24 protein-coding genes and 1 tRNA gene are annotated in these 23,820 nt (G+C 62.4%); 9 read left to right on the forward strand and 16 right to left on the reverse strand.

Annotation, left to right across the window (positions count from 1 at the left end):
* Nucleotides 1-52 precede the first annotated feature (52 nt).
* Together RCF49_RS22465 and RCF49_RS09130 are read left to right on the forward strand one after the other, a co-directional pair.
* Nucleotides 53-262, forward strand: coding sequence for a KTSC domain-containing protein (locus RCF49_RS22465; RefSeq protein ID WP_432807380.1), 210 nt, complete (start codon nt 53-55; stop codon nt 260-262).
* Nucleotides 263-374: 112 nt separating this feature from the next.
* Nucleotides 375-833 (forward strand): DoxX family protein, encoded by a 459-nt coding sequence (locus RCF49_RS09130; protein ID WP_342643712.1) that lies wholly within the window; start codon nt 375-377, stop codon nt 831-833.
* Between the two features lie 184 nt (nt 834-1,017).
* Here the strand turns inward: RCF49_RS09130 and RCF49_RS09135 are convergent, their stop codons facing one another.
* The 3 genes from RCF49_RS09135 to acnA form a co-directional block, all read right to left on the reverse strand.
* The gene (locus RCF49_RS09135) at nt 1,018-1,485 is read right to left on the reverse strand and encodes a lysozyme inhibitor LprI family protein (protein ID WP_342643713.1); all 468 of its coding nucleotides are present in this window, start codon (nt 1,483-1,485) and stop codon (nt 1,018-1,020) included.
* Nucleotides 1,486-1,562: 77 nt separating this feature from the next.
* The gene (locus RCF49_RS09140) at nt 1,563-2,219 is read right to left on the reverse strand and encodes a DUF1223 domain-containing protein (RefSeq protein WP_342643714.1); all 657 of its coding nucleotides are present in this window, start codon (nt 2,217-2,219) and stop codon (nt 1,563-1,565) included.
* 252 nt (nt 2,220-2,471) lie between these two features.
* A complete protein-coding gene (gene acnA / locus RCF49_RS09145) occupies nt 2,472-5,168 on the reverse strand; it encodes an aconitate hydratase AcnA (protein WP_342643715.1) in 2,697 nt (898 codons plus the stop codon).
* Between the two features lie 318 nt (nt 5,169-5,486).
* On the opposite strand from acnA, the gene ccmA reads away from it, so the two are divergent.
* The 5 genes from ccmA to RCF49_RS09170 are packed head-to-tail and all read left to right on the forward strand — an operon-like array spanning nt 5,487 to nt 8,440.
* Nucleotides 5,487-6,095, forward strand: a complete 609-nt coding sequence (gene ccmA, locus RCF49_RS09150) for a heme ABC exporter ATP-binding protein CcmA (RefSeq protein WP_342643716.1) — start codon at nt 5,487-5,489, stop codon at nt 6,093-6,095.
* Entirely contained in the window at nt 6,095-6,763 is a 669-nt protein-coding gene (gene ccmB / locus RCF49_RS09155; RefSeq protein ID WP_342644165.1) for a heme exporter protein CcmB, read from the forward strand. Before ccmA ends, ccmB begins: the two co-directional genes overlap by 1 nt.
* A 59-nt stretch (nt 6,764-6,822) precedes the next feature.
* The gene (locus RCF49_RS09160; RefSeq protein WP_342643717.1) at nt 6,823-7,584 is read left to right on the forward strand and encodes a heme ABC transporter permease; all 762 of its coding nucleotides are present in this window, start codon (nt 6,823-6,825) and stop codon (nt 7,582-7,584) included.
* A gap of 24 nt (nt 7,585-7,608) precedes the next feature.
* A complete protein-coding gene (ccmD, locus tag RCF49_RS09165; RefSeq protein WP_342643718.1) occupies nt 7,609-7,797 on the forward strand; it encodes a heme exporter protein CcmD in 189 nt (62 codons plus the stop codon).
* Nucleotides 7,798-7,810: 13 nt separating this feature from the next.
* Nucleotides 7,811-8,440 carry a DsbE family thiol:disulfide interchange protein gene (locus RCF49_RS09170; protein WP_342643719.1) on the forward strand — a complete coding sequence of 210 codons (630 nt, stop codon included), beginning with the start codon at nt 7,811-7,813 and terminating at the stop codon, nt 8,438-8,440.
* A 19-nt stretch (nt 8,441-8,459) separates the two neighbouring features.
* Here RCF49_RS09170 and RCF49_RS09175 read toward each other — a convergent pair whose 3' ends face one another.
* Genes RCF49_RS09175 through RCF49_RS09190 form a run of 4 tightly spaced genes read right to left on the reverse strand, consistent with a single transcriptional unit; the run spans nt 8,460 to nt 12,480 of the window.
* Complete coding sequence (locus RCF49_RS09175; RefSeq protein ID WP_342643720.1) at nt 8,460-9,374, reverse strand: metal ABC transporter permease; 915 nt, start codon at nt 9,372-9,374, stop codon at nt 8,460-8,462.
* Between the two features lie 3 nt (nt 9,375-9,377).
* Entirely contained in the window at nt 9,378-10,580 is a 1,203-nt protein-coding gene (locus RCF49_RS09180) for a metal ABC transporter permease (protein ID WP_342643721.1), read from the reverse strand.
* 14 nt (nt 10,581-10,594) lie between these two features.
* Nucleotides 10,595-11,476: a metal ABC transporter ATP-binding protein gene (locus RCF49_RS09185; RefSeq protein WP_342643722.1), complete on the reverse strand. Its 882-nt coding sequence runs from the start codon at nt 11,474-11,476 to the stop codon at nt 10,595-10,597.
* Nucleotides 11,477-11,496: 20 nt separating this feature from the next.
* Nucleotides 11,497-12,480, reverse strand: coding sequence for a metal ABC transporter solute-binding protein, Zn/Mn family (locus tag RCF49_RS09190; protein WP_342643723.1), 984 nt, complete (start codon nt 12,478-12,480; stop codon nt 11,497-11,499).
* 268 nt (nt 12,481-12,748) lie between these two features.
* Here RCF49_RS09190 and RCF49_RS09195 point away from each other — a divergent pair.
* Nucleotides 12,749-12,835, forward strand: a tRNA-Leu gene (locus RCF49_RS09195).
* A 145-nt stretch (nt 12,836-12,980) separates the two neighbouring features.
* On the opposite strand, the gene RCF49_RS09200 is transcribed toward RCF49_RS09195, so the two are convergent.
* The 7 genes from RCF49_RS09200 to RCF49_RS09230 all read right to left on the reverse strand — a co-directional run bounded on the left by RCF49_RS09200 (nt 12,981) and on the right by RCF49_RS09230 (nt 20,136).
* Nucleotides 12,981-14,267, reverse strand: a complete 1,287-nt coding sequence (locus RCF49_RS09200; RefSeq protein ID WP_342643724.1) for a TRAP transporter large permease — start codon at nt 14,265-14,267, stop codon at nt 12,981-12,983.
* Between the two features lie 27 nt (nt 14,268-14,294).
* Nucleotides 14,295-14,807: a TRAP transporter small permease gene (locus RCF49_RS09205; RefSeq protein ID WP_342643725.1), complete on the reverse strand. Its 513-nt coding sequence runs from the start codon at nt 14,805-14,807 to the stop codon at nt 14,295-14,297.
* Nucleotides 14,808-14,911: 104 nt separating this feature from the next.
* Nucleotides 14,912-15,925: a TRAP transporter substrate-binding protein DctP gene (dctP, locus tag RCF49_RS09210; RefSeq protein ID WP_342643726.1), complete on the reverse strand. Its 1,014-nt coding sequence runs from the start codon at nt 15,923-15,925 to the stop codon at nt 14,912-14,914.
* 27 nt (nt 15,926-15,952) lie between these two features.
* Nucleotides 15,953-16,729: an enoyl-CoA hydratase/isomerase family protein gene (locus RCF49_RS09215; RefSeq protein ID WP_342643727.1), complete on the reverse strand. Its 777-nt coding sequence runs from the start codon at nt 16,727-16,729 to the stop codon at nt 15,953-15,955.
* Nucleotides 16,730-16,748: 19 nt separating this feature from the next.
* On the reverse strand, nt 16,749-17,939 hold the full coding sequence (locus RCF49_RS09220) for a CaiB/BaiF CoA transferase family protein (RefSeq protein ID WP_342643728.1): 1,191 nt from the start codon (nt 17,937-17,939) through the stop codon (nt 16,749-16,751).
* On the reverse strand, nt 17,936-18,982 hold the full coding sequence (locus RCF49_RS09225) for an acyl-CoA dehydrogenase (RefSeq protein ID WP_342643729.1): 1,047 nt from the start codon (nt 18,980-18,982) through the stop codon (nt 17,936-17,938). The genes RCF49_RS09220 and RCF49_RS09225 overlap by 4 nt, the downstream gene beginning before the upstream one ends.
* 5 nt (nt 18,983-18,987) lie before the next feature.
* On the reverse strand, nt 18,988-20,136 hold the full coding sequence (locus tag RCF49_RS09230) for an acyl-CoA dehydrogenase family protein (protein WP_342643730.1): 1,149 nt from the start codon (nt 20,134-20,136) through the stop codon (nt 18,988-18,990).
* Nucleotides 20,137-20,285: 149 nt separating this feature from the next.
* On the opposite strand from RCF49_RS09230, the gene RCF49_RS09235 reads away from it, so the two are divergent.
* Entirely contained in the window at nt 20,286-21,092 is an 807-nt protein-coding gene (locus RCF49_RS09235; RefSeq protein ID WP_432807396.1) for an IclR family transcriptional regulator, read from the forward strand.
* 70 nt (nt 21,093-21,162) lie between these two features.
* Here the strand turns inward: RCF49_RS09235 and RCF49_RS09240 are convergent, their stop codons facing one another.
* On the reverse strand, nt 21,163-22,419 hold the full coding sequence (locus RCF49_RS09240; RefSeq protein WP_342643731.1) for an aminopeptidase: 1,257 nt from the start codon (nt 22,417-22,419) through the stop codon (nt 21,163-21,165).
* A 133-nt stretch (nt 22,420-22,552) separates the two neighbouring features.
* Nucleotides 22,553-23,782 carry a Zn-dependent hydrolase gene (locus RCF49_RS09245; protein ID WP_342643732.1) on the reverse strand — a complete coding sequence of 410 codons (1,230 nt, stop codon included), beginning with the start codon at nt 23,780-23,782 and terminating at the stop codon, nt 22,553-22,555.
* Nucleotides 23,783-23,820 lie beyond the last annotated feature (38 nt).

The following is a 23,820-nucleotide window of genomic DNA, read 5'->3' on the forward strand; positions in this document are numbered from 1 at the left end:
CGAAATCGGTGCCCGCGCGTTCTCGATGAAGCGCTAACAGGTTGGTTATCCGATGAAGAGAGACCCTATCGAGTCGAGCTGCCTCATAGAGGCGGGTTACGACCCAAAGCGGAGAACGCTCGAGGTGATGTTTCCGAGCGGCCTCATCTATAGATATCATGGAGTGCCTCGCCAGAAATATGATCGCCTGCTACGGGCAGACTCGCCGGGTGCTTATTTCAACGCAGAGATCAAGGACCACTATCCGGTAACCCGCGGCTGACCTCTTCCGCCCTCCAGATATCACGGCCTGTTGAACGCGCGGCCCGCTGTGCTGAAATTGCGGTATCGTTATGTCTTGCTTGCCAAACAATGGCTCGATTCGAGGGAACCCCATGGCTGCAATCAACGACCGCAACATCTCTGGTGACCGGCTTTATATTCCGGCACTCGCGCCGCTCTATTCAGCCCTTTCGCCTTTCGTCTGGTTTCTCATGCGCGCGCTGGCCGGCGGGTTCCTTGCCATTCATGGCTGGCCAAAGATCCTCGACCCCATGGCGCGGGTGGGCATGGTCGAGACCTTGGGGTTTTATCCCGGCGTGATCTGGGCCCCGCTTCTGGCCATCACCGAATTCTTCGGCGGTCTGCTGATCCTTTTTGGCCTGTTCACCCGGCCAGCTGCGATAGCCGCCACCATCGTGCTGCTGGTGACGGTCTATTTTCATTGGATTGTACAGGGTGAGGGCCTCATGGGCGCTGAGAAGTCGATCCTCTGGGCGGCGATCACCCTCTTCTTCGCGGTGCGCGGCGGTGGCGATTGGTCGCTCGACCAGAGGATGGCGAAGACGTTCTGACCGGGACCCAGACCTGGACTGTTCAACAGAAAGCGCAGCGGCGTGAATCCGCTGCTTTTCGGCAAGGCGGCGCGGGGCTGGCCGGCTTAGACGGCTCAGCTGCTGCGCGGGCGCGCCGCTCCGGAACTCTTAAGCGCGCCATCCCAGATCGGTGCAGGTCTTTGGCATTGCCGAGATCACGTCACTAAATGGGCTGCGGCAAGAGCAAGTCCGGCGAGGACTTCGGGCTGGGCGCGCTGATCGGTCCCCCGCCGGCATCCTGTGTGGCCTGCTGGATCGCCCATTTGATGTCGTCCTTCAAAGTCTTGATACGCGCCTGATACAGGCTCTTGAGGCATCCGACATTGCCGCCGCAAGCCTGACGCTGCTGAAGGAACTGGGTCGCCTCGTCCTGCCGGTTGCCGCTCATGCCCATGGCCAGCGGAAACTGCTTGTAGGTTGACCACAGCGCGCCCATTTCGCTGTCCAATGCCGACAGCTTGTGGTGTTTGCAGACAGCGACTTCGTCGGGCGATTGCGCACGAGTGCAATCGAAGCTCGCAGCCTGTGCCGGGCTGACGAGCGCAGCAGACCCGCCGATAAATGCGGCGGCCACAAGGAACAGAGCTTTCTGCATAATGAGGGCCATCCTTTGTTGCAACACGATGCCCATTATATCACCGCATCCAGAATGGCAGATGATGCAATCAAAGATACCCTTAAACAAAGATCAATACGCAAAAGTTGCGTTTATTCACCCAGCGCCACGATATCCGTTGCGGCGATGATGGGCCCGCCATCATCTTCCTGCACGAGCACGACGCCATTGGGGGCCTCGGGCGTGGCCAGCTCGCTCGCGGGCAGCACCACCTTGAGCGGCTGACCATGCCACATGGCCACGGGCACTATTTTCCGCACCACATTCGTATAGGTGATGTTCTTGTCGAGATTTTCCCCGCGCTGAATATCAACGCTCGCCTCGGGCTGAATCATCATCAGCCAGACGGTCGCATTGACCGGGTGATCACTCTTGGCCGCCGGGCCGACCGAGACCTCGAGCTCCCGGCCTCGGCGGTCTACGGTGATCGACGGACCGCTGGGCTGGGCCGCGCCGAGCCGCGCCTTGAGCGTGTCCTCGATGTCCTTGCGCCGACTGCCGACGAGATGAGTGCGCCCGTCGACCACCAGTTGCGGTGTATAGACATCCCGGTCGCCGCGTCGCTCAGCATATTCGCGCTGGCGCTTGCTGTTTTCCGGGCTGGCCAGGGTGTCCTTCCAGCCAAGATAATCCCAATAATCCACGTTATAGGTAAGCGCCACCACACCGGGCTTCTTCGCAAGCTCATGCAGCAAGGCATCTGCCGGCGGGCAGGACGAGCAGCCCTGGCTGGTGAACAGTTCGATCACCGCTCGGCCACCTGCCCAACAATGAGTGACACCGCCTATCCCGGCCAGAACCAGCAATGCACCTATACTCAGAGCAAGCCGGTGCGTTCTGAGGCGGCGAATGGCAAGAGAAAGCATGAACGCAAACTAGGCCCTGGAGCCCGTCCTGGCGAGTAACGAAGGGGTGAGACGAACCACCGATTCAATCCATGCCCCAAGGCTTGGGCAGCCTCCGCATCGCGTCGCGATATGCTGCCCAAGATTGGCTTAAGTCTACGCCGCGCGAGCGAGATTGCGCAGCACGTAGTGCAGGATGCCGCCGCTCCGGAAATAATCGAGCTCATCCAGCGTGTCGATACGGCAGAGGAGAGGCACGCGCCGCTCGGTGCCATCCGCATAAGTGATCTGCGCCTCGATCGTGCAGCGGGGCTGGAGGCGATCGAGTCCCGCGATGTTCACGACTTCATCCCCCCTGAGCCCGAGGCTCTGCCAGCTCTCGCCATCCTGGAACTGCAGCGGCAGCACGCCCATGCCCACCAGGTTCGACCGATGGATCCGCTCGAAGGATTCGGCGATGACCGCGCGCACGCCGAGCAGCCGCGTGCCCTTCGCCGCCCAGTCGCGGCTCGAGCCCGTGCCATATTCCTTACCGGCGAAGATCACCAGCGGCACGTCCTCCGACTGGTACTTCATCGCGGCATCATAGATCGGCATCCGCTCGCCCGAGGGGTAATGCACGGTCACGCCACCCTCGACCCCCGGCACCATCTGGTTCTTGATGCGAATATTGGCGAAAGTGCCCCGCATCATCACCTCGTGATTGCCGCGCCGTGCGCCATAGGAGTTGAAGTCGGCCACGTCGACCCCGTGCGCGATGAGATACTTGCCCGCCGGGCTGTCCTTCTTGATCGAGCCGGCCGGTGAAATATGGTCGGTGGTGATCGAATCGAGGAACAGGCTCAGGACCCGCGCGCTTTTTACGTCCTCGAGCGGCTTGGGCGTAGCGCTCATGCCCTCGAAATAAGGTGGGTTCTGAACATAGGTGGAGTTCGGATCCCAGTCATAGGTGAGACCGCCCGCGACCTTGATCGTCTGCCAGGACGCATCACCCTTGAAGACGTCGCTATAGCGCTGCTGGAACATCTCGCGGGTGACGGACGCCCGCACCACATCGGCCACTTCCTTGCTGGAGGGCCAGATATCGCGCAAGTAAACCGGCTGTCCATCCTTGCCCGTGCCGAGCGGCTCGGTCGCAAGGTCGATCTGCATGCTGCCCGCAAGCGCATAGGCCACCACCAGCGGCGGCGATGCCAGATAATTGGCGCGCACATCCGGATTGATGCGGCCTTCGAAATTGCGATTGCCCGAGAGAACCGACACGGCGACGAGGTCATTCTTGCGGATCGTCTCGGAGATTGCATCCGGCAGCGGACCCGAATTGCCGATGCAGGTGGTGCAGCCATAGCCGACGAGGGCGAAGCCCAGCGCATCGAGATCCTTGTCGAGCCCCGCCCGGGCCAGATATTCCGTCACCACCTGGCTGCCCGGAGCAAGCGAGGTCTTGACCCATGGCTTGACTTTAAGCCCCTTCGCCACCGCATTGCGGGCAAGGAGGCCGGCCCCCAGCATCACTGACGGGTTGGACGTATTGGTGCACGAGGTGATTGCCGCGATCACCACATCGCCATTGCCGAGGTCGAAATTCGTACCCTCAACCTTGTAGCGCGCGCCTTGATCCGCTGCCTTGTTGAACTCCTTATCGAGCACGGTCTTGAAATTGGCGGCGGCACTGGTGAGCTCGACCTTGTCCTGCGGCCGCTTCGGCCCGGCGAGGCTTGGCACCACATCGCCAAGATCAAGCTCGAGCGTGTCCGTGAAAACCGGATCAGGCGTATTGTCGGTCCGATACATGCCTTGCGCGCGCGCATAGGCCTCCACCAGCGCTATGGTGTCCTCCGGACGACCGGTGGCGTGCAGATATTTGATCGTGTCATCGTCAATCGGGAAGAACCCGCAGGTTGCCCCATATTCCGGCGCCATATTGCCGATGGTGGCCTGATCCTCCAGCGACAGGAGGCCGAGCCCGGGCCCGTAGAACTCCACGAATTTGCCGACCACGCCCTTCTTGCGCAGCATCTGGGTGACGGTGAGCACGAGGTCGGTGGCCGTAACCCCCTCGCTGAGCTTGCCGGTGAGCTTGAAGCCGATGACCTCCGGGATCAGCATCGAGATCGGCTGGCCCAGCATGGCGGCCTCCGCCTCGATGCCGCCGACGCCCCAGCCCAGCACCGAGAGGCCATTGACCATGGTGGTATGGCTGTCGGTGCCGACCAGCGTGTCGGGATAGGCAATCTCGGCATCCCCTTCGATCTTGGTCCAGACGGTGCGGGCGAGATATTCGAGATTCACCTGGTGGCAGATGCCGGTACCCGGCGGCACCACGCGGAAGTTGGCGAAGGCGTCCTGCCCCCATTTGAGGAACGTATAGCGCTCCCCATTGCGCTCATATTCCTTCTCCACATTCAGCTTGAACGCGGTGGAATTGGCGAAGAAGTCCACCATCACCGAGTGGTCGATCACGAGGTCGACCGGCGCGAGCGGATTGATCTTCTCGGGATTGCTGCCGAGCTGCTTCATCGCATCGCGCATGGCGGCAAGGTCCACCACCGCCGGCACGCCGGTGAAATCCTGCATCAGCACCCGCGCCGGGCGGAACGCGATCTCGCGGTCGCTCTTGCGCGCTTTGAGCCACTCTGCCATGGCGACGATGTCATCGCGCGTCACGCTGCGCCCATCTTCATGCCGCAGCAGGTTCTCAAGCAGCACCTTGAGCGAGAAAGGCAGCTTCGAAACGCCCGCAAGGCCATTCTTCTCAGCCTCCGGCAGGCTGAAATAATCGTAGGTTCGCGTCCCGACCTTGAGTTGGCGGCGGCATTTGAAACTATCAAGCGAGCGGGATTCGGTGGTCATTGCGATCCTCTGGGGAGTTGCCGACTCAATGCCTCAACGAGCGAAGCCAGGAATGCGAGCCACAAAGGCAGGCGATCTCTAGATGTGATCACCGGAAGTTGCGAGGGCCACCCGTGTGGGATCCCGAGCGTCGCTTTAGCGCGGCGCCCGGGCTGCGACCATACGCAGCGCCCGGTCATCGGCGGTTCTATAGACTCTTTCCAAACAGGTTGAAAGTGGTCCCGGACAAAGTCTCGTCAATATGAGTGATTGCCGCGCTGCCCTTTGCCTACCGCGCTCTGCTCCTGTACAGGAAACGAGGGCAACGGGGGCACAGGAATGACCAGCTTGATCGCCGAGAATCTGGCCTGCGACCGCGGCGGCCGCCGGGTATTCTCTGGCGTGTCCTTCACCCTCGAAAGCGGCCAGGGCCTGCTGGTGACCGGACGCAACGGTGCCGGCAAGACAACGCTGCTGCGCGTGATCTGCGGCCTTTCCGAATTGAGCGAGGGCAGTCTCAAGCTGCTCGGTCCCGAGGATGACCTCACCATCGGGCAGCGATCCCATTTCGTAGGACATACCGAAGCGATCAAATCCGCCTTCTCAGTTGCCGAGAACCTTGCCTTCTGGGCGACCTTTGGTGGCGGCGGAGAGGTCGATGAAGCACTGGCAGCCTTCGATCTCGCGCCCCTTGCCTCCTACTCTGCCGGTCTGTTGTCCTCGGGCCAGCGCCGCCGCCTGGCGTTGTCGCGCCTCGCGCTCACCCGGCGCCCCATATGGCTTTTGGATGAGCCGAGCGTCGGCCTCGATACCGCCTCCCAGGCGCTGCTGGCCGATAGGCTCAAGGCGCACCTGCGCGAGGGCGGCATGGCCATCGTCTCATCTCATACCCCTCTCGAGGTCGAGTTCCATCAGCACCTCGATATGAGCAGCCTCGCGGGCGAATGATGGCGATCTTCGCAGCAATCATCGCACGCGATATCCGCTTGGCCTTACGCCAGGGCGGCGGCGTGGGAACCGCCATCGGCTTCTTCCTCGCGGTGATCGTGCTGATGCCTCTGGCGGTGGGGCCTGACCTTGCGCTTCTTCAGCGGATTGCGCCGGGTACCCTTTGGATCGCGCTGTTGCTGTCGGTTCTGCTGTCGGCGGACCGCATCTTTCAGGCTGATTATGAGGACGGCTCGCTGGAGCTCATGAGCCTGGGCCTCATGCCCCTGGAGCTGGTGGCGCTCGCCAAGGCCTTGGCCCACTGGCTCACCACCGCTCTGCCTCTGGCCATTGCGGCGCCGGCCTTGGGTGTCCTTATGAACCTTGCACCGACTGCGGTTCTGCCGCTCTGGGCCGCCATGATCATGGCATCGCTCACCTTGAGTCTGCTTGCAAGCGTGGGCGCGGCCTTGACAGTCGGATTGAGGCGCGGCGGAATTATCGTTTCGCTGCTTGTTCTTCCGCTTTATATTCCCGTGCTGATTTTCGGAATATCGGCAAGTATAGGCTTGAATGCCGGCGGTGCGGTCTTTGGCGCATCAATGCTGATTCTTCTGGCGATCACACTGGCCTGTATCGTGCTTTGCCCAATTGCTGCGGCGGCTGCCTTGCGGGCCCATATGAAATAGGCGTGAGGCGCCGCCGGGTCGCATTGCCCTGTCCGGCGCAACAGGTTACAGCGAGCCCCATGCAGCGCTTTGCTAACCCGACCCTGTTCTCGAAGCTTGGCGCAGCGGTGCTCCCCTGGACCACGGCTGCGACGGTCTTGCTGTTCGCGATCGGCCTGGTCTGGAGCCTTGTCTATGCGCCTGCCGATTACCAGCAGGGCGAGACCGTGCGCATGATGTATGTGCATGTGCCCGCCGCCTGGATGGCGATGTTCATTTACACCAGCATGGCAATCGCCAGCGCCGTCGCCATCATATGGCGCCATCCGCTCGCCGATGTGGCGGCGAAATGCTCAGCCCCGATCGGGGCCTGCTTCACCTTCCTGGCACTGGCCACCGGCTCGCTTTGGGGCAAGCCGATGTGGGGGGCGTGGTGGGTATGGGACGCACGGCTCACCTCCGTCTTCGTCCTGTTCCTGCTCTATCTCGGCTATATCGCGATTTGGCAATTGATCGAGCAGCCGCAGCGGGCCGCGCGCATCGCTGCGATCGTCGCGCTTGTGGGTTTTGTGAATGTGCCCATCGTAAAATTTTCGGTGGATTGGTGGAATTCATTGCACCAGCCGGCGAGCGTGTTCAAAATGGATGGACCGGCGATTGACCCGTCAATGTTATGGCCCTTGTTGATTATGGGCGTCGCCTATTTGTTGCTTTACGTAACACTACTGCTGATCGCGATGCGGACCGAGATTATGGCCCGCCGTATCCTGAACCTGGAGCTTGCTGCTGTCCGGAGTGAGGTTCGCGGGCCCGTTGCTGGCCCGATGCGGCAACAGGCCTGAGACGGAGGCTGGGGAGACATTCTGATGTCGCTGGATGCGCCGCATATCGGCTTCGTGATTGCTGCCTATGGCATCAGCGCCTTGGTTCTCATCCTGCTCGTGCTTGGCACGGTTTCGGCGTTCCGCCGCAAGACGAGGCAGCTTGAACAACTGGAAATCAGAAAGAATAAGAACAGCAACGCCGGAATCGGCGCCCCGAGCGGAAAGCCATAGGAGGGAGAGCGAGATGTCTGCCTCGGAAACATCTGGAGTGCCGGATGATGCCAGCCCGGCAAAATCTTCTCGTGTGGCTTGGCGCAAATATATCTGGGCGCTTGCCCCGATCACCATCTTCGCTCTTCTGGCCGTAACCCTTTTGATCCGCCTCTATGGCGATGACCCATCCAAGCTGCCCTCCCCGCTTGTTGGCCGCCCTGTGCCCGATTTCGCCCTGCCCGGCCTCGCCGGCCTGAAAAGCGAAGGCAGCCCTGTTCCGGGCTTCTCCTCTACCGATCTTGCCAAGGGCAATGTCAGCCTGGTCAATGTCTGGGCGTCCTGGTGCGTACCCTGCCGTCAGGAACACTCTCTGCTCATGCAGATCGCCGGCCAGGGAGGCGTGAAGCTTTACGGGATCAACTACAAGGACGAGCCGGAAAATGCCCGCCGCTTTCTCGGCATGCTCGGCAACCCCTTCCATGCCGTTGGCATCGACCCCGAGGGCAAGACGGCGATCGAGCTTGGCTTTTACGGCGTGCCCGAGACGTTCGTCGTGAACCCGAAAGGTGTGATCACCTTCAAATGGGTTGGGCCCATGACCGCCGACGTCATCGAACGAGAGATCCTGCCGGCCATAGCTGCGGCCCGAAAGGGTGGTTAATCCCGGACGGATTTGGACCTCAAGCCCCGGCGCGCCTCCGCCGCGGGCCGAAAAGGCAGGCGCCCGCGAGGATCATTCCTGCGGTGACCGCAATCATGCCAGCCGCACTCACGCCAGCTTGGAACCCCAGCCATAGCGGACCGAACGCTGCAAGCACATAGCCGACCACCGCTGCGGCAACGGCGAACATGGCGCTCCAGGCAATCTGGGCGGCGAGGCGGTCCGTCATCAGCCGGGCAGCGCCCGCCGGACAGATGAACATCGCGATCACGATGATCGCGCCCACCGCATCGAACGCCATCACAGCCACCGCAGCCACGATGACGATCAGGGCCGAGCCGACCAGCCCTGGGCGCGCCCCTATGGTCTCTCCGAAGCCCTGATCGAATGTGCCGATGAACAATTCCTTCCAGAACGCCACGATAAAGATCACCACCGCAATCAGGATCAGGGCGAGGCGGGGCAGCGGTGCCGGCAATCCGGCCAGTGCCGCTGGGTCGAGCAGCGAGCCCCAGCCCTGCCCATCGAACCAGACCAGACTTTCGAGATTGCCATAAAGCGCGTGCTCGACATCGAGATGGACGGAACTCGCATCCGACTGCTCGATCAGAAACACACCCAGGGCGAACAATGCGGTGAACACCACCCCCATGGCGGCACCCGGCTCCACCCGGCCGAGCCGCCGGATCAACTCGATCAGCATTACCGAGAGAATGGCGACGACCGCCGCGCCCGTGAGCATGAGCCCGGCAGCGACGCTGCCCGTGATAACGAACGCGCCTACAATGCCGAGCAGAACCACATGGCTGATCGCATCGCCGATCAGAGCCTGGCGGCGCAGAATGAGAAAATTGCCGGGCAGCGCGCAGGCAAGCGACACCAGCACCCCTACGAGCAGCGGCACGAGATTGAGCATCACGAAATCCGCACCCATGGCTCAGGCCCCCTTCAAGGTGAAGCGGCGCTCGAGCTCCGTCACCATATCGGGAGGAACCGCCTCGCTGATCGGCACAAGTCCCTGATACTCTATGCTCGCCGCTTCCGATGGAAATTCGCGGCGATAGAGCTCCCACAGCGCTTCGTCGCGAACCGCAGCAGCGGCAGCGGCCCGGCCTTGCAGGGAGGGAACACCGTCGGGCCTGACGAACCCCGCCCGGCGCAGGACGCGCATGGTCAGCGGATCATAGATTGGCTCGGCCCGAGCGAGCGCGAGCAGTCCCTGCCGCTCATGCACACGCTTACGCATGACGAACTGGGCATACGAGCCCGCAAGCACGCCGCGCACTGGCGAGAAGATCAGCGAAAAGAGAAAGATCCCGAATGTTAGCAATACGATCAGCGCTCCCGTGGGCAGACGTTCGCCCAAGGACGAGATCACCGCGCCCCCATAGGCCGCCGCCGCGCCAATCAATGCAGCGATCAGGACCATGCGCTCAGGACGATTGGTCCAGAACCGCGCGGCAACCGGCGGAATGATGGTGAGCGCAACGATGAGCACCAGCCCCGCCACTTTCAGCCCGATCACCGTCACCGCCAGCACCAGCCCCATCATGGCAAGATCGACCCGCCGCACATCGATGCCGCGGGTCGTCGCATAATCCTGATCGAAGCAGACGAGAGTGAATGGCCGCCGCAGGAGGAAAATCGCGCAGCCCGTGAGGGCGGCGGTGACGGCGATGGTCTCGGCCTCGCTGCGCAGCATGCCGGCGGTCGAGCCGAGCAAAAAGCCGGTCAGTCCTGCCTGCCCTCCGCTATCCAGGGATTGAATGACCGTGAGGAGCACCACCCCGAGCCCAAAGAACACGGACAGCACCGCCCCGATTGCCACATCCTCGGTGAGCCTCGTGCGCCGGGTAATCCAGATCACCCCGAGCAGCCCTGCGGCGGCGCTCAGCGCTGCCCCGATCAGCAGGCCGGGCATCCAGCGTCCGTCCCCGGTGAGAAACGCCATGATGATGAAGGCGAGCGCCAGCCCTGGCAGGGTCGCATGCGAGATCGCATCCGTGACGAGGGAGCGCTTGCGCAGCAGCACGAAGGTGCCGATGGCACCAGCGCTCGCCCCGAGCAGGCCGGCGCCGACGCTGACCAGCGCGGTATTATAGCCGGTCTGCAGCAGCAATGCGGAGATGAGCGCGTCCACCAACAAGCCCCCTGTTACGGCCTGTGCTCGCTAAAGGGTGCAGGCATCTCGGAGGAAGCGAGCGCCCCCGGAGTAAGCGTCTCGATCTGAGCCGTGGCAAGCCTGCCGCCATAGGTCTTTTGCAGGTTTTCAGCAGTGAACGTGCTCTCCACGGGCCCATCCGCGATCTTGGTGCCGTTCAGCAAAAGCACATGGTCGAAATAGGCGGGCACCGTCGCAAGATCGTGATGGACGCAGATGATGGTCTTGCCCTGCGCGTTGAGCTCCTTCAGCACACCAATGATGGCGCGCTCAGTGGCCGCATCCACCCCGGCAAAGGGCTCGTCCATGATGTAGAGATCGGCATGTTGGGCCAGCGCGCGAGCGAGGAACACCCGCTGTTGCTGGCCGCCCGAAAGCTGCCCGATCTGCCTCTTGGCGAGGCCTCCCATACCGACACGCTCCAGGCAGTCGATCGCCACCTGACGGTGCCGCGCCCCCGCGAAACGGAACGCGCCGATCTCCCGATAGAGTCCCATCAGCACCACATCGAGCACGGTTGCGGGAAAATCCCAGTCGACGCTCGCCCGTTGCGGCATATAGGCGATGCGCTGCCTCGCGCGCTCATAGGGTTCGCCGAACACCGTCACCTCGCCCGAAATGCGGGGCACGATGCCAAGGGCCGCTTTGATGAGGGTCGATTTGCCTGCCCCGTTCGGCCCCACGATCGCAACCATCGCTTTGGGCGGCGTGAAGAAATCGATCGAGAACAGAACCGGCTTGGTTCCATAGCCGACCGTCAGGCCCGAAATGGCCAGCGGGCTGTCCTGCGGGTGCTGAGGCAGGGTCGTCCCGTTCTCGGCAATCAGCCAAGGAGCGGATTTGCTGCTACCCAGAGTTCCCCAAAGCGCCTTCATGAATGGCTCCGTTCTGGCCGCTAGAGTCCCGTGAGCTTGTCATTGAGACCTCGTTCAGGCGCCTCTCCCCCCAGCGCCCGAATGATGGTGGTCACGTTATGGTCGATCATGCCGATATAGGTGCCCTCGTAAGTACCCGGCTTGCCCATGGCGTCTGAAAAGAGCGTTCCGCCGATGGTCACGGTGTGCCCCCGGGCGGCAGCGCCTTCGATCAACGCTTTGACATTGCGATCGGACACCGAAGTTTCGACGAAAATTGCACCGATCTTGCGCGAGACCAGCACATCGACCAGGTGTTCGATCTGCTTGAGCCCCGCCTCGCTCTCGGTGGAAATGCCCTGGACGCCGAGCACTTCATAACCATGGGCCCGGCCGAAATAGTGAAATGCATCATGGGCGGTCACCAGCACGCGCGCTTGCTCGGGGACCGTGGCCAGCCCCGTCCTCGCGTAAGCCTCCAGCGCATCGATTTCGGCCAGATGGCGCTGCGTATTGGCGTCCAGATCGGCTTTGGCTTCCGGTCGCAACTCGAAGATTGTATCCCGCGCTCCGCCGACAATGTACTTCCACAGGCTCGGATCCATCCAGACATGGGGGTCATACTGGCCGGGGTAATTGGGATCGCTGATCAACTTGGCCTTTGGCACCAGCTCCGCGAGCGGGAAGACCGGCACACGCGAGGCAAGCCGTTCGAGAAAGCTCGCAAGCTGTGCTTCGAGCCGCAGCCCGTGCCAGAGCACGAGATCGGCCCGGCTCATCGCGGCAATGTCGGAACTCGTCTGGCGATAGAGATGGGGATCAACCCCCGGCCCCATGAGGGCCTGAACCTCCACCCAATCGCCGCCGACCTGCCGCACGGCATCTGCGATCATGCTGGTTGTCGCGACCACCCGCAGCGTGTCCTTTGCGCGGGCGCCGCGCGGGCCAACCACAACCCCGCTCAGACCAAGCAACAGGCTTGCGGCGGCGCCTTTGAGCAGTAATCGTCTCCCCCGTCTCGCCATATGTCCTGGCCTCGGAAAAAATTGCGAATGAATATCATCTGCAATATATGTTTTCGCCCCGCTTACATGCAAGTGCAAATTATTCTCAAATAAACCTCGAGTGGGGGACTGGATGGGATGGGAATGGGATGAGTCCCTTGAGAATTGCGCCTCTTGCCCGCGCTTCCGCACCAAAAGATGCTGGACTTCAACCAAGGCCTCTGGCAGATAGCCGCCAGGAGCTTGGCAGCCGCGCTCAGCATCGAGCACGAAGCCATTCGGTCTCCTTGCGGGTGTGGCGGAATTGGTAGACGCGCTGGACTCAAAATCCAGTTCTGGTGACAGAGTGTCGGTTCGACTCCGACCACCCGCACCAGACCTTCCCTGAATCTCTGAGACAGACATGAAAGCAGCAGCGCCCGGTCATGCCAGGCGCCGCAATGATGCTGTCGAGCAAAGCCTTGAGACGCGCTTTCGCCTCGTCGACCGAAAGTGCAAGCGCCTGGCGAGCTTCCGTTCAGCTACTCGATAAACTGTGGAAGCCAGGTGCTCAGCTCTGGCACCAGGAGCAGCAGGGCCAGGATGATTAGCTCCCCAATGAGGAACGGGACCACGCCGCGGAAGCCTTGCTCCACCCGCGTATTGGTCGCCCCGCACGTGACGAACACGTTCATGCCGAGCGGCGGCGTCACCAGCCCGAGCTCCGCGGTCTTGGTCACGATGATCCCGAACCAGATCGGATCATAGCCGAGCGACGTAACCAGCGGAAAAATAAGCGGCAAGGTCAGGATGATGATCGCCAGCTGATCGATGAAGAAGCCGAGCACGAGATAGAGCGCCACGATGATCAGCATGATGGCCCAGGCCGGCAATGGCAGTTCACCGACGAAGGTGACCAGCGATTGCGGGATCTGGGCCACGGCCAGATAATATCCGAACACCATCGCGCCGATGATGATGGCGAAGATCATCGCGGTCGTGCGCACCGTGGATCCTAGCGCCTCATTGAGACCGCTCCAGCGGAGGCCGCCCCACAGAACGGAAATGACAAGCGCCCCGGCCGCACCGACGGCGGCGGCCTCGGTCGCCGTGATCGCGCCGGAATAGATCCCGCCAAGCACCAGAATCACGAGCAGGATGGCTGGCCAGACTTTCGGCACCGCGGCCCACCGTTCCGCCGCCGGGAACCGTTCGGTAGCGGGCGCAATCGATGGGTTCCGCCGCACCAGGAAAGCGATCACCGCCATATAGCCCAGGGCGGTGATGGCGCCGGGGATGATCCCGGCGAGAAACAGCTTGCCGATCGAGGTTTCCGTCATCACCCCATAGAGGATCAGCGGTAGGCTCGGTGGGATCATGATCGACAGCGTTCCAGCGATGGCGATCACCCCGAGCGCGAAGCTCTCGCTATAGCCATAGCGGCGCATTTCCGGGATCGAGATGCGCGACATCGCGGCCGCAGCCGCCGTTGAGGATCCCGACAGAACGGCAAAGCCGACATTGGCGGCAATGGCGGCAAAGGCGAGCCCGCCGCGAATATGCCCGAGCCAGAGATAGCCGAGCCGGTAAAGGTCGCGGACGATCGTTCCCCTGCTCAGCAGCTCTGCCATCAGGATGAACAGCGGAATGGTCGAAAGCAGAAAGCTGGCAGCCGTCCGGTAGGGCGTGGTCTGCAGCACACCCATCATGGGATTGAAGCCCACCTGAGCGAGCAGGCCGGCAGCGCCCGTCACCGCGAGCGCGAAGGCGATGGGCATGCCGAGCGCAATGAGCCCCACCAGCAGGATCATGATCGATGGCGCAATCATTGCGAATGTTCCCCGAACAGTTAGATCTCAGTGCTCGGCCTGTTGCCGAACCGGTGCTGTGCTGAAGCAAAGCGAGACGAGCTGGAAGGCGAGGCGCAGGCAGAACACAGCGCTGCCGAGCGCGGCGATCGCCCAGGACGGCCCTGTCGGAATCGGCACCGCTCCCGAGATCCAGCGATTGAACAGGAAATTCTGATAGCTGGTCCGTGCGGCCGCATAGGTCACAACCGCGAACACCGCAAGCGTCGCCAGAAGATAGATGAACTCAAGCGCACGCTGGACCGCAGGTGGAAGGTGCTCCAGCAACAGCTCCACCCGCACATGCGCGCCCGAGCGCTGGCTGAGCCCCAATCCGAGAAAAACCACTGCGATCATGAGATAGAGCTCGGTGATCTCGTAGATGCCCGGCACCGGCCTGTTCGCGAGATATCGGCCGCCCGCATCGCAAACCACCGCGATCATCATCACGAACAAGGCTGCTTTTCCGATCCAGCCCATGAGGCCTTCAATAGCCAGCAGGATGCGATCCAGACGGCTCATCAGGATAGTCCTCCCTCAAAACGCTGGTCTTGCGATCCGCTATGCTGGTCCGTGCACACGCCAAATCGCAGACGTGCTCTTGCGGGCAGCAATCGCGGATGCCCTTATTCCGTCACCAGCTTTTCCCAGCGCGCGAAAACCTTGTCGGCAGGCTTGCCCTGGCCGGTGAGGTTCTTGATCCAAGCCTCGCTCACCGGTTTGAGCGCCGCCGCCCAATTGGGAAGCTCCTCCGCCTCGATGGCGTACATGCCGCCGCCCCGCGCCTTCAGGGCCTCGTCGAACTCGACCTCTCTCTTGCGATCTGCCTCGATCGCCAGCGGAATGACATCGCGCCCCGCCTGGATCATCGCCTTCTGGATGTCTTCCGGCAGGGTCGACCACACATTCTCATTGATGACATAGAGCACCGGGAACAGTCCCAGATTGAGGTTGCTGGTCGACCACTTCAGCTGCTCCTCGAGCTTGTAGCCCGCAGCCGTCGGCGTGTTGAACAAGGTGCCGTCGATCGTGCCCCTCTGCAGGGCCGGATAGAGATCAGGAGCCGGAATGGCCACGGGAACCGCACCCAGGTTCTCTACGCTGCGTTCCTGCACACCCCCGGAAGAGCGGATCTTCTTGCCCTTCAACTGATCGAGCGAGGTGATTTTGTCTGCCCTCATCATCAGCTGATAGGGAGCGGTCACCATTGCGCGGACCACCCGCACACCCTGCGGCAGGAATTCCACCTCGTTCAGCTCGTTCTGCGCGAGCTCGTTGAAGGCGTCATTGAGCTTCTGCGGATCCGAGACATTGCCCACGAGCGGCAGCGCCGTCACTGTCGAGATCGGGAGGCGATCCGACATATAAAGCGGCGCGGCATAGCCGATATCTGCGATCCCGCTCTCGACGGCATCCAGCAGATCGGCCGACTTGGCCAGTTGCTCCGCTGGATAATATTCGAAGGTGATGCGGCCGCCGGTCAGCTCGGTGACACGATCAAGCCAGGCCTTGGTATTGATTGAATATTGATGCGTTGTCGGGAAGCTGTCCGCAACGCGCAAGGTGAATTCCTGCGCGATAACCGGCTTTCCCCAAATCAAACCCAAGGCTACGCCAAGCCCGATCACAAGGCTTTTCATGCCCCTTCCTCCCTCATTCCTCGAAAATCAACCCTTCTTCGTTCGCTCGATGAACTTGCGCACAGCCGCACGGTGCTCCTCTGTCGAGGTGACGACCGCATAATGGGATGAGATCAGATCAAGGCTCGTGCGCAGGTCGGACCGCAGGCCCTGGTAGACGGCACGCTTGATCATCTTCAACGTGAGGGGCGGCGCTTTGGCGATCCGCGCGGCAATGCCGAGCACCTTGTCCATGAGCTCCGCATCATCGAACACCTCGTTCACAATGCCGATGCGCTTGGCCTCCTCGGCATTGATGAAATCGCCCGTCCAGAACAGCTCGAGCGCCTTTGCAGCGCCCACCAGGCGCGGCAGGAAATGCGCACCTCCCGCGCCGGGAACGAGGCCCACATTCACATAAGTCTCAGCGAAACGGGCAGACCGCGCCGCATAGCGGATATCGCACATCAGCGCCATGTCCATGCCTGCCCCCGTCGCCGCCCCGTTCACCGCGGCGATGACCGGCTTGTCGAGATCCTCGAGCGTCAGCGGAATGCGCTCGACCCGCTCGAACAACTCCGCCTTGCGCTGCCGCGGCTCCTGCTCGAGCCGATCGCCCATCTCGATAATATCGCCGCCCGAGCAGAAGGCCTTACCCTCGCCCGTGACCACCACGACCTTCACCGCATCCGAGCGGCGGGACTCTTCCAGCGCCTCGCGCCAGGCATCGATCATCTCGAAGGTGAACGCATTCATCCGCTCAGGCCGGGCGAGCGTGATGAGGCCGATGCCGTCGGTCACTGAGAATTTCAGATTGTCAGTCATTCCGGGGTATTCCTCCCAATCAGGACAGCGCCTGGCCGGCCTGCTCTCCCGCAAGGCCGATCTCGGCCAAGACTTCGCTGGTATGCTCGCCAAGGCGCGGCGCGTGCCGACGCACCGCGAAGGGCGCGGCGCTGAACCGCACTGGCTGGCGGATCACCTTGTAAGGCCCTTCGCTTGGATGCTCGCCGGTTGAGAACAGCCCCACTTCGCGCACATGCGGGTCATCCGGCAGATCTTCGATCGCCAGCACGGGCATGCACGGGATGGAAACGCGATCGCAGAACGCAACCCACTCCTCGGTCGTCCGCTTGGGCGCTTCCTCCTCGATCAGCCGGTAGAGAACCTCGATGTGCTGAACACGCACGCCCAATGTGCGGAATCGCTCGTCCTCGGCAAATTCCATCCTGCCCACGAATTCGTAGAAATCGAGCCAGTTGCGGTCCGAATACGGCAGGATGCACGCATAGCCATCCGCCGTCCGATAGGGCTTCCGCGACCTGTTGAGCACCCGGGAGAAGCCCGGGCGCCCCAGTGAAGGCTCGAAGGCAAATCCGCCGAGATGCTCGAGCAGCATGAAGTCGATCGAGGTTTCGAACATCGGCACCTCGATGGCCTGACCGCCGCCCCCTTTTTCCCGCGCATAAAGAGCAGCGATGACAGAATAGGCGATGGCCTGGCCCACCAGCTTGTCGCAGAGGACCGTCGGCACATAGGCGGGCTCACCCTGTACGGCGCCGGCCAGCGCTGCAAGTCCCGAGCCGGCTTGGATCAGATCGTCATAGGCCGCCTTGTTGCCATAGGGGCCCTCTGCCGAGAACCCATAGGCGCCGCAATAGACGATGTCGGGCTTGAGCGACTTCACGCGCTCATAGCTATAGCCGAGCCGCTCGATCGCCTGTGGACGCAGCGCATGCACGAACACATCGGCGGTTTCGATTAGCTTGTCGAGCGCCGCCCGCCCCTCTTCCGTCTTGAGATTGAGAACGACCGAGCGCTTGTTGCGATTGAGGTGGAGGAAAACCCCTGACATGCCCTCATGGCGCACGGGCTTATAGGACCGCAGCGAGTCGCCTTCGGGGCTTTCGATCTTGATGACGTCAGCCCCCATATCCGCCATGATGCGTGTGGCGAACGGCCCCATGATCACACTGGTGAGATCGACGATCCGCACGCCGGCGAGGGCGCCGGAAGCGCTGGCAGTCTCGGTCATGCTGCACTCCGGGACGTCGCCTCGACAATGCTGTCCCACAGCGCCTCGCCACCCTTCGCGCAGACGAGGCGACCGATCCACTCTTCCCAATAGGGCTCCGCGCCGAACTCGTCCCGCCACGACCACAGCCGCCGGGTGGAGAAATGCAGCGAATGCTCCTGGGTGAAGCCCATGGCCGCATGCACCTGATGCGTGATCGCGGCCACCCGGCCGGCAGCCTCACCCACCCGCGATTTGGCAAGTGCCACCGCAAAGGCGAAATCGGGCTTCCCCCAGGCCTCGGCCGCATTGTCTGCGATGGCACAGGCAGCGGCCACATGGCCCGCGCCTTCCGCCAGCATATGCTGCACCGCCTGGAACTTGCCGATCGGCCGACCGAACTGCCGCCGCTCATTGGCATGGGTCAGCGCGAGGTCGATGGCGCGATGCATGGCACCGCACATCTGCATGGCCCTCACCAGGGCCCCATGCGGCAACAGCCCGTGCTCGCCCACAAGAGAGGATGAACGGACCGCATCCTCAGCCGGGCTCCAACCCTCGGCATTCACCTGATCGCGCGGCTCATTTGCGAGATTGCGGTCATGCTCGAGCTTTGCTTGGCCAAGAGGCAGGAGAGCGAGGCGGTCGCCATCGAGATGGACGAGCACCTGCTCCACATTTCGCGCAAACGGCACCCGCGACAGGACCCGCTGAGCTCCTGTAAGGGAACCACTGGCGACGGACACCGGTCCCGACAGCGGCTCGCCCCAGAGAGCCATGGCGATCATGGTCTCGCCCAGCGGCACCGGAGCAGCGTAATAGGCCGCCTGACGGATCAGCCGGAAGGCCTGCAACGGCTCGAGTCCGATCCCACCTTGCTCCTCCGGAAGCAGCGCCAGCGGCAGACCAGCCTCCTCGATCGCTTGCCAGATCTCCTGCTGCCATTCCCCGCGATCAGCCGCGGCCAGCCGCTCCGTCGTCACCCATTGCGTGAAGAGGCGGTCGGCCTGTTCCGCAAGAATGGCGGACATCTCATTGTCGGACTTCATTGCCGGATCGGTCATGGGCCTTACCTCAATCCAAGCCCGCGCGCGATGACGCTGCGCAGGATCTCCCGGGTGCCGCCGCGCAGCGTGAAGGATGGCGCGCGCAGAAGCACGTCTGCCAGGCTTTCAGAGAAGCGATCATCCCTATCCCGGCTCGGCTCGATGGCCACCAGCCGCCGCGCGATCTCTGGGATCTCGCGCTCGAAGCCCGTCCCCATGTCCTTGACCAGCGCCGCCTGCGTATTGGGCGACTGGCCCTTGTCGAGCAACCCGGCAACCGAGCTCGACATGCGCCGCAACGAGGCAAGATGCGCAACCAGGCGGCCGACCTCGATCGCCTCGCGACGCTCGGGCGACGTTCCGAGCCGATCGACGAGCCCCACCAGCAACTGAAAATCTGAGAGGAAGCGATCCGGTCCGGAGCGCTCAAAGGCAAGCTCGGACGTGACCATGGACCAGCCCTGCCCTTCCGAGCCAACCATCATGTCGTCAGGAACGAAATAGTCCTGGAACGAGACTTCGTTGAACTCGTGATTGCCGCCGAGATCATGAATCGGGCGGGCGGTGACGCCCGGCTTGCTCATATCGATGATGAATTGCGTCAGGCCGCCATGCCGGTCCTCGCCCATGTCGCTGGTCCGCACCAACGCAATCAGGTAATGCACGACATGAGCATTCGTGGTCCAAATCTTCGAACCATTGATGACCCAGCCGCCATCGACCCGCGTGGCCCGCGTGCGCACCGCCGCGAGGTCCGAGCCCGAATCCGGCTCGCTCATCCCGATGCCGAAATAGCATTCGCCCCGGGCGATCCTTGGAAGAATGTCCCGCTTTGCGCGCTCGCTGCCATGCCGGAGAATCTGCGGCCCGGACTGCCGGTCGGCGATCCAATGCGCACCGCAAGGCGCTCCCTGCGCCAGCATCTCTTCCGTGATCACGAAGCGCGTCAGGCTCGACTGCTCGCGTCCGCCATACTCCCTCGGCCAGGTGACGCCGATGAAGCCTTCCGCACTGGCGCGCTTGCTGAACTCCGGATCGAAACTGCTCCAGGATGACAGGTGCGGCAGATAGCGACCGGCGTCGCGCTCGGCCTTGAGAAATGCACGAACTCGCGCCCGTTCTTCTACCGCCTCGGCGGGAAGGCGGACGCCCTTGAACTCAAATTCCCTCATGGCAATTCCTCTAAGGTCCATCTGGCGCCGCTGAGTGCAAGGCCCGCCCGGAACTCGATCCTGAGAAAAATCCCTTGACCCGGGTCCTGGCAACCGGAAATCATAAATCTGATGGAAGAAATCACATACGTGATCGCATGCCCGAACAAATGCCGTGGATAAGCGTTGGTGGCGCGCTCCCCACCGCCCCCGATCCTGGACCGCAGCCGCAAGCAGCCGTCAAGTCAGCCGGTCGGGCGCTACAGGTGCTTGAGTTTTTCGTCACGCTCAAGCGGGAAGCAAGGGCGCGGGAGATTGCCGAGGCGATCGGCATGCCGCAATCCTCAACCTCGATGCTCCTGCGCAGCTTGGCGGATCTCGGCTATCTCGATTACGATCCCAAGACGCGGACCTATCTGCCCTCGCCAAGGGTTACCCTTCTCGGATCCTGGCTAGACGGTGGTCCCATCCGCGATGGCAGTCTCATTCGCGCGCTCGAGTTCCTCTCCGAGCGCACCAGCAATGCCATTTTCATCGCAACCCGCAGCGGGATTTTTTCGCAGTATATCTATGTCATCCCGGGAAGGGCCGCCCTGCGCTTCCATATTCCCCTGGGCTCCCGCCGGCTGCTTGTGTGGTCGGCCACCGGCTTTGCGCTGCTCACCAGCGTCAGCGATGAGGAGATCCGTGCTCTGGTTCGCCGGACCAATGCCGAAATCGAGAATTGCCATATCTGCGCGGCCGAGACCCTGGCCGGCGTGCACAAGGCGCGGGAGGACGGCTATTGCTTTTCGCGCGGTCTTGTGACGCCGGGCGCGGGTGCGATCGCGATGCCGCTGCCCAAAGGCATCGACCGCGCCGGGCGCACGCTCGTGGTCAGCATGTCAGGCATGCTCGACGACTTCATTCGCCGCGAACAGGAATTCGTCTCGATCATGCGCGAGGCCATCGACCGCCATTTGGGAGATGTCGCATGATCAAAGGCGCGAGCCGCGGCCAAAGGTGCCGCTGCCCCGCCTCTATATCGAGTTGAACGCTTGCCCTGGTTCAGGCCCACTCGCCCGTGCGGAACACCGGCACCCGCCGTCCATCCGCATGGATGCCGTCGATATCGATCTCGCCCGAGCCGATCATCCAGTCGATATGAATAAAGCTCTTATTGCCGCCTTTGGCTGCGATCTCTTCCGGGCTGAGCTTATCGCCGCCTAGGAAGCACTTCGAGTAGCACTGCCCCAGAGCGATATGGCAGGAAGCATTCTCGTCGAACAGCGTGTTATAGAACAGGATGCCGCTTTCCGAGATCGGCGAGGAATGCGGCACCAGCGCCACCTCGCCCAGCCGCCGCGCACCATCATCCGTATCCAGCACCTTGTTCAGAACCTCTTCGCCCCGGCTTGCCTTCGCGCTGACGATCCGGCCTTCCTCGAACCGGACCTGAATGTCCTCGATCAATGTGCCCTGATAGGACAAGGGCTTCGTGCTGGTGACATGCCCCTCCACTTTGCGCGCATGCGGGGTCGTGAACACTTCCTCCGTCGGAATATTCGGATTGCAGGTCACCCCGTTCTTGGCCGTCGAGGCCCCGCCCTGCCATTCGTGATCATCAGCAAGACCAACCGTCAGATCCGTGCCGGGGCCCGAGAAATGCAGCGCCTGGAAGCGCTGGCCATTGAGCCATTCGGTGCGCTGCCGCAAGGCCGCATTATGAGCCGCCCATGCGCCGATGGGATCGTCATTATCGACCCGGGATGCCGCGAAAATCGCATTGGCGAGCTTTGCAACCGCCACGTCCTCGTCCTCGCCCGGGAAGACCTGTGCGGCCCATGAGGCACCCGGATAGGCCACGATATTCCAGTTGATGTCGAAACCGGCGATCTTCTCCAGCGCCGGTTGGTAAGCGACCGAATTGGCCTTGTTCGCCCGGGAAACTTTGGCCGCATCCTCACCCGAGAGCAGCATCGGATTGTCACCGACGATCGCAAGACGCGCCGTATTGCCGGCAAACGCCTTTGCCACCCCTTCGTAAAGCCAGACCGGGGCACGATCGAAGCTTTCATCCCGGGCGTAACGAAACCGGGCCAGCGTCACCTGCTCATCCGAGAGGATCGGCGTCACCAGCCCTGCGCCGGCCTTATATGCATGCTCCACGATCCGCCGCACCAGAGGCAGGGCCGAGACTGGCGCTGTGAGAAACAGGTCCTGCCCCGGTTGAAGCTGCAAGCCGATCTTCACCGCCACTTCGGCGAGCCTGTCGAGCTTGATCGGATCAATGGCGGGGGCGATGTTACGCTCAATCTTGGTCATGGAGTCCGGCCTGGATGTTCAGTGTTGGAGATGCAACCGTAATGTTGCGATGCCGATCCCTTCCGTAAAGTTACCATGTGGTGAAGACCACAACGGCTTGGAAGGAACCCCAGCGGCGCCCCCTATGTGCCCACTACGAATTGGCAAGCGCCAGCACTGCCCGGTAGAGCACCTCACATCCCAGCGCGAGATCCTCAGGCGTGGCACTCTCCAGCGGCGTATGGCTGAGCCCCCCTGCGCAGGGCACGAAAACCATCCCCGCCGGCGCGATCCGCGCCACATGGAAAGCATCATGCCCGGCACCGCTCACAAGATCGATGGCCAGAGCATCGATCGCCTGCGCTGCCTCCCGCAATTGTGCGATCACCTCAGCTGAGAACCGCACCGGCGCATTATCCGCAACCTTGACAATCTCGGTCCGGGTGCCGCGTCCGGACTGAACCTCGCGGCACAGCGTCGTGATCTCTTGCTCGATCTGGTCCAGCACGGCCGCCTCTGGATGGCGCGCATCGACCTTGAGCTGGACATGACCGGGCACCGTATTGCGCGATCCCGGGGCGATCGAAAGATCACCGATCGTAATGCGGGCTTCCGGCTCGAACCGGATCGCCATCGCGGTAAGCTTGCTGATGATTTCGGCAGCGGCCACGAGCGCATCCTGGCGCAGCCCCATCGGCGTCGTGCCGGCATGTGATTCCCGGCCGTGAATGTCGATATCGAACCAGCGCAGGCCATAGCCGCCGGTCACGATCCCGATGGGCACCCCCTTCTGCTCGAGCACCGGCCCCTGCTCGATATGCGCCTCAAGACAGGCGTGGATCGGCCGATTGGACAGATCCGCATCGCCCGCATAGCCGATCTCGTTGAGTGCGTCCGCGACGCTGATGCCGTTGCGGTCCACCGTCGCGAGGGTTTCTTTGAGGCCCCTTGCGCCCGCATAGACCGCCGATCCCATCATCACCGGCGCGAAGCGCGAGCCTTCCTCGTTGGTCCAGTTCACCACCTCGATGGGCCGCTTGGTTTCGATGCCGCGATCATTGAGCGTCCGGATGATCTCGAGCCCGGCCATGACCCCGTAGATACCGTCGAACTTGCCACCGCTCGGCTGCGTGTCGAGATGGCTTCCGACCAGCACCGGAGCAAAATCCGCTTCCTGACCTTCCCGGCGCGCGAACATATTGCCGATCGGATCGATCGCGACTTGGCATCCCGCTGCCGCAACCCACCGTGTGAACAGGTCTCGCGCCTCGCGATCGAGCGCCGTGAGCGTGAGGCGTGACACCCCGCCATCCGGGGTGCCGCCGATCTGCGCGAGCTCCATGATGCTGTCCCAAAGGCGCGCCGCTTGAATGGTCAATGACATAGCCGCTCCACTTCTGCCGAGTGGCTTGATGGTAATTC

The sequence above is a fragment of the Rhodoligotrophos sp. CJ14 genome (assembly GCF_038811545.1).
Taxonomy (GTDB): domain Bacteria; phylum Pseudomonadota; class Alphaproteobacteria; order Rhizobiales; family Im1; genus Rhodoligotrophos; species Rhodoligotrophos ferricapiens.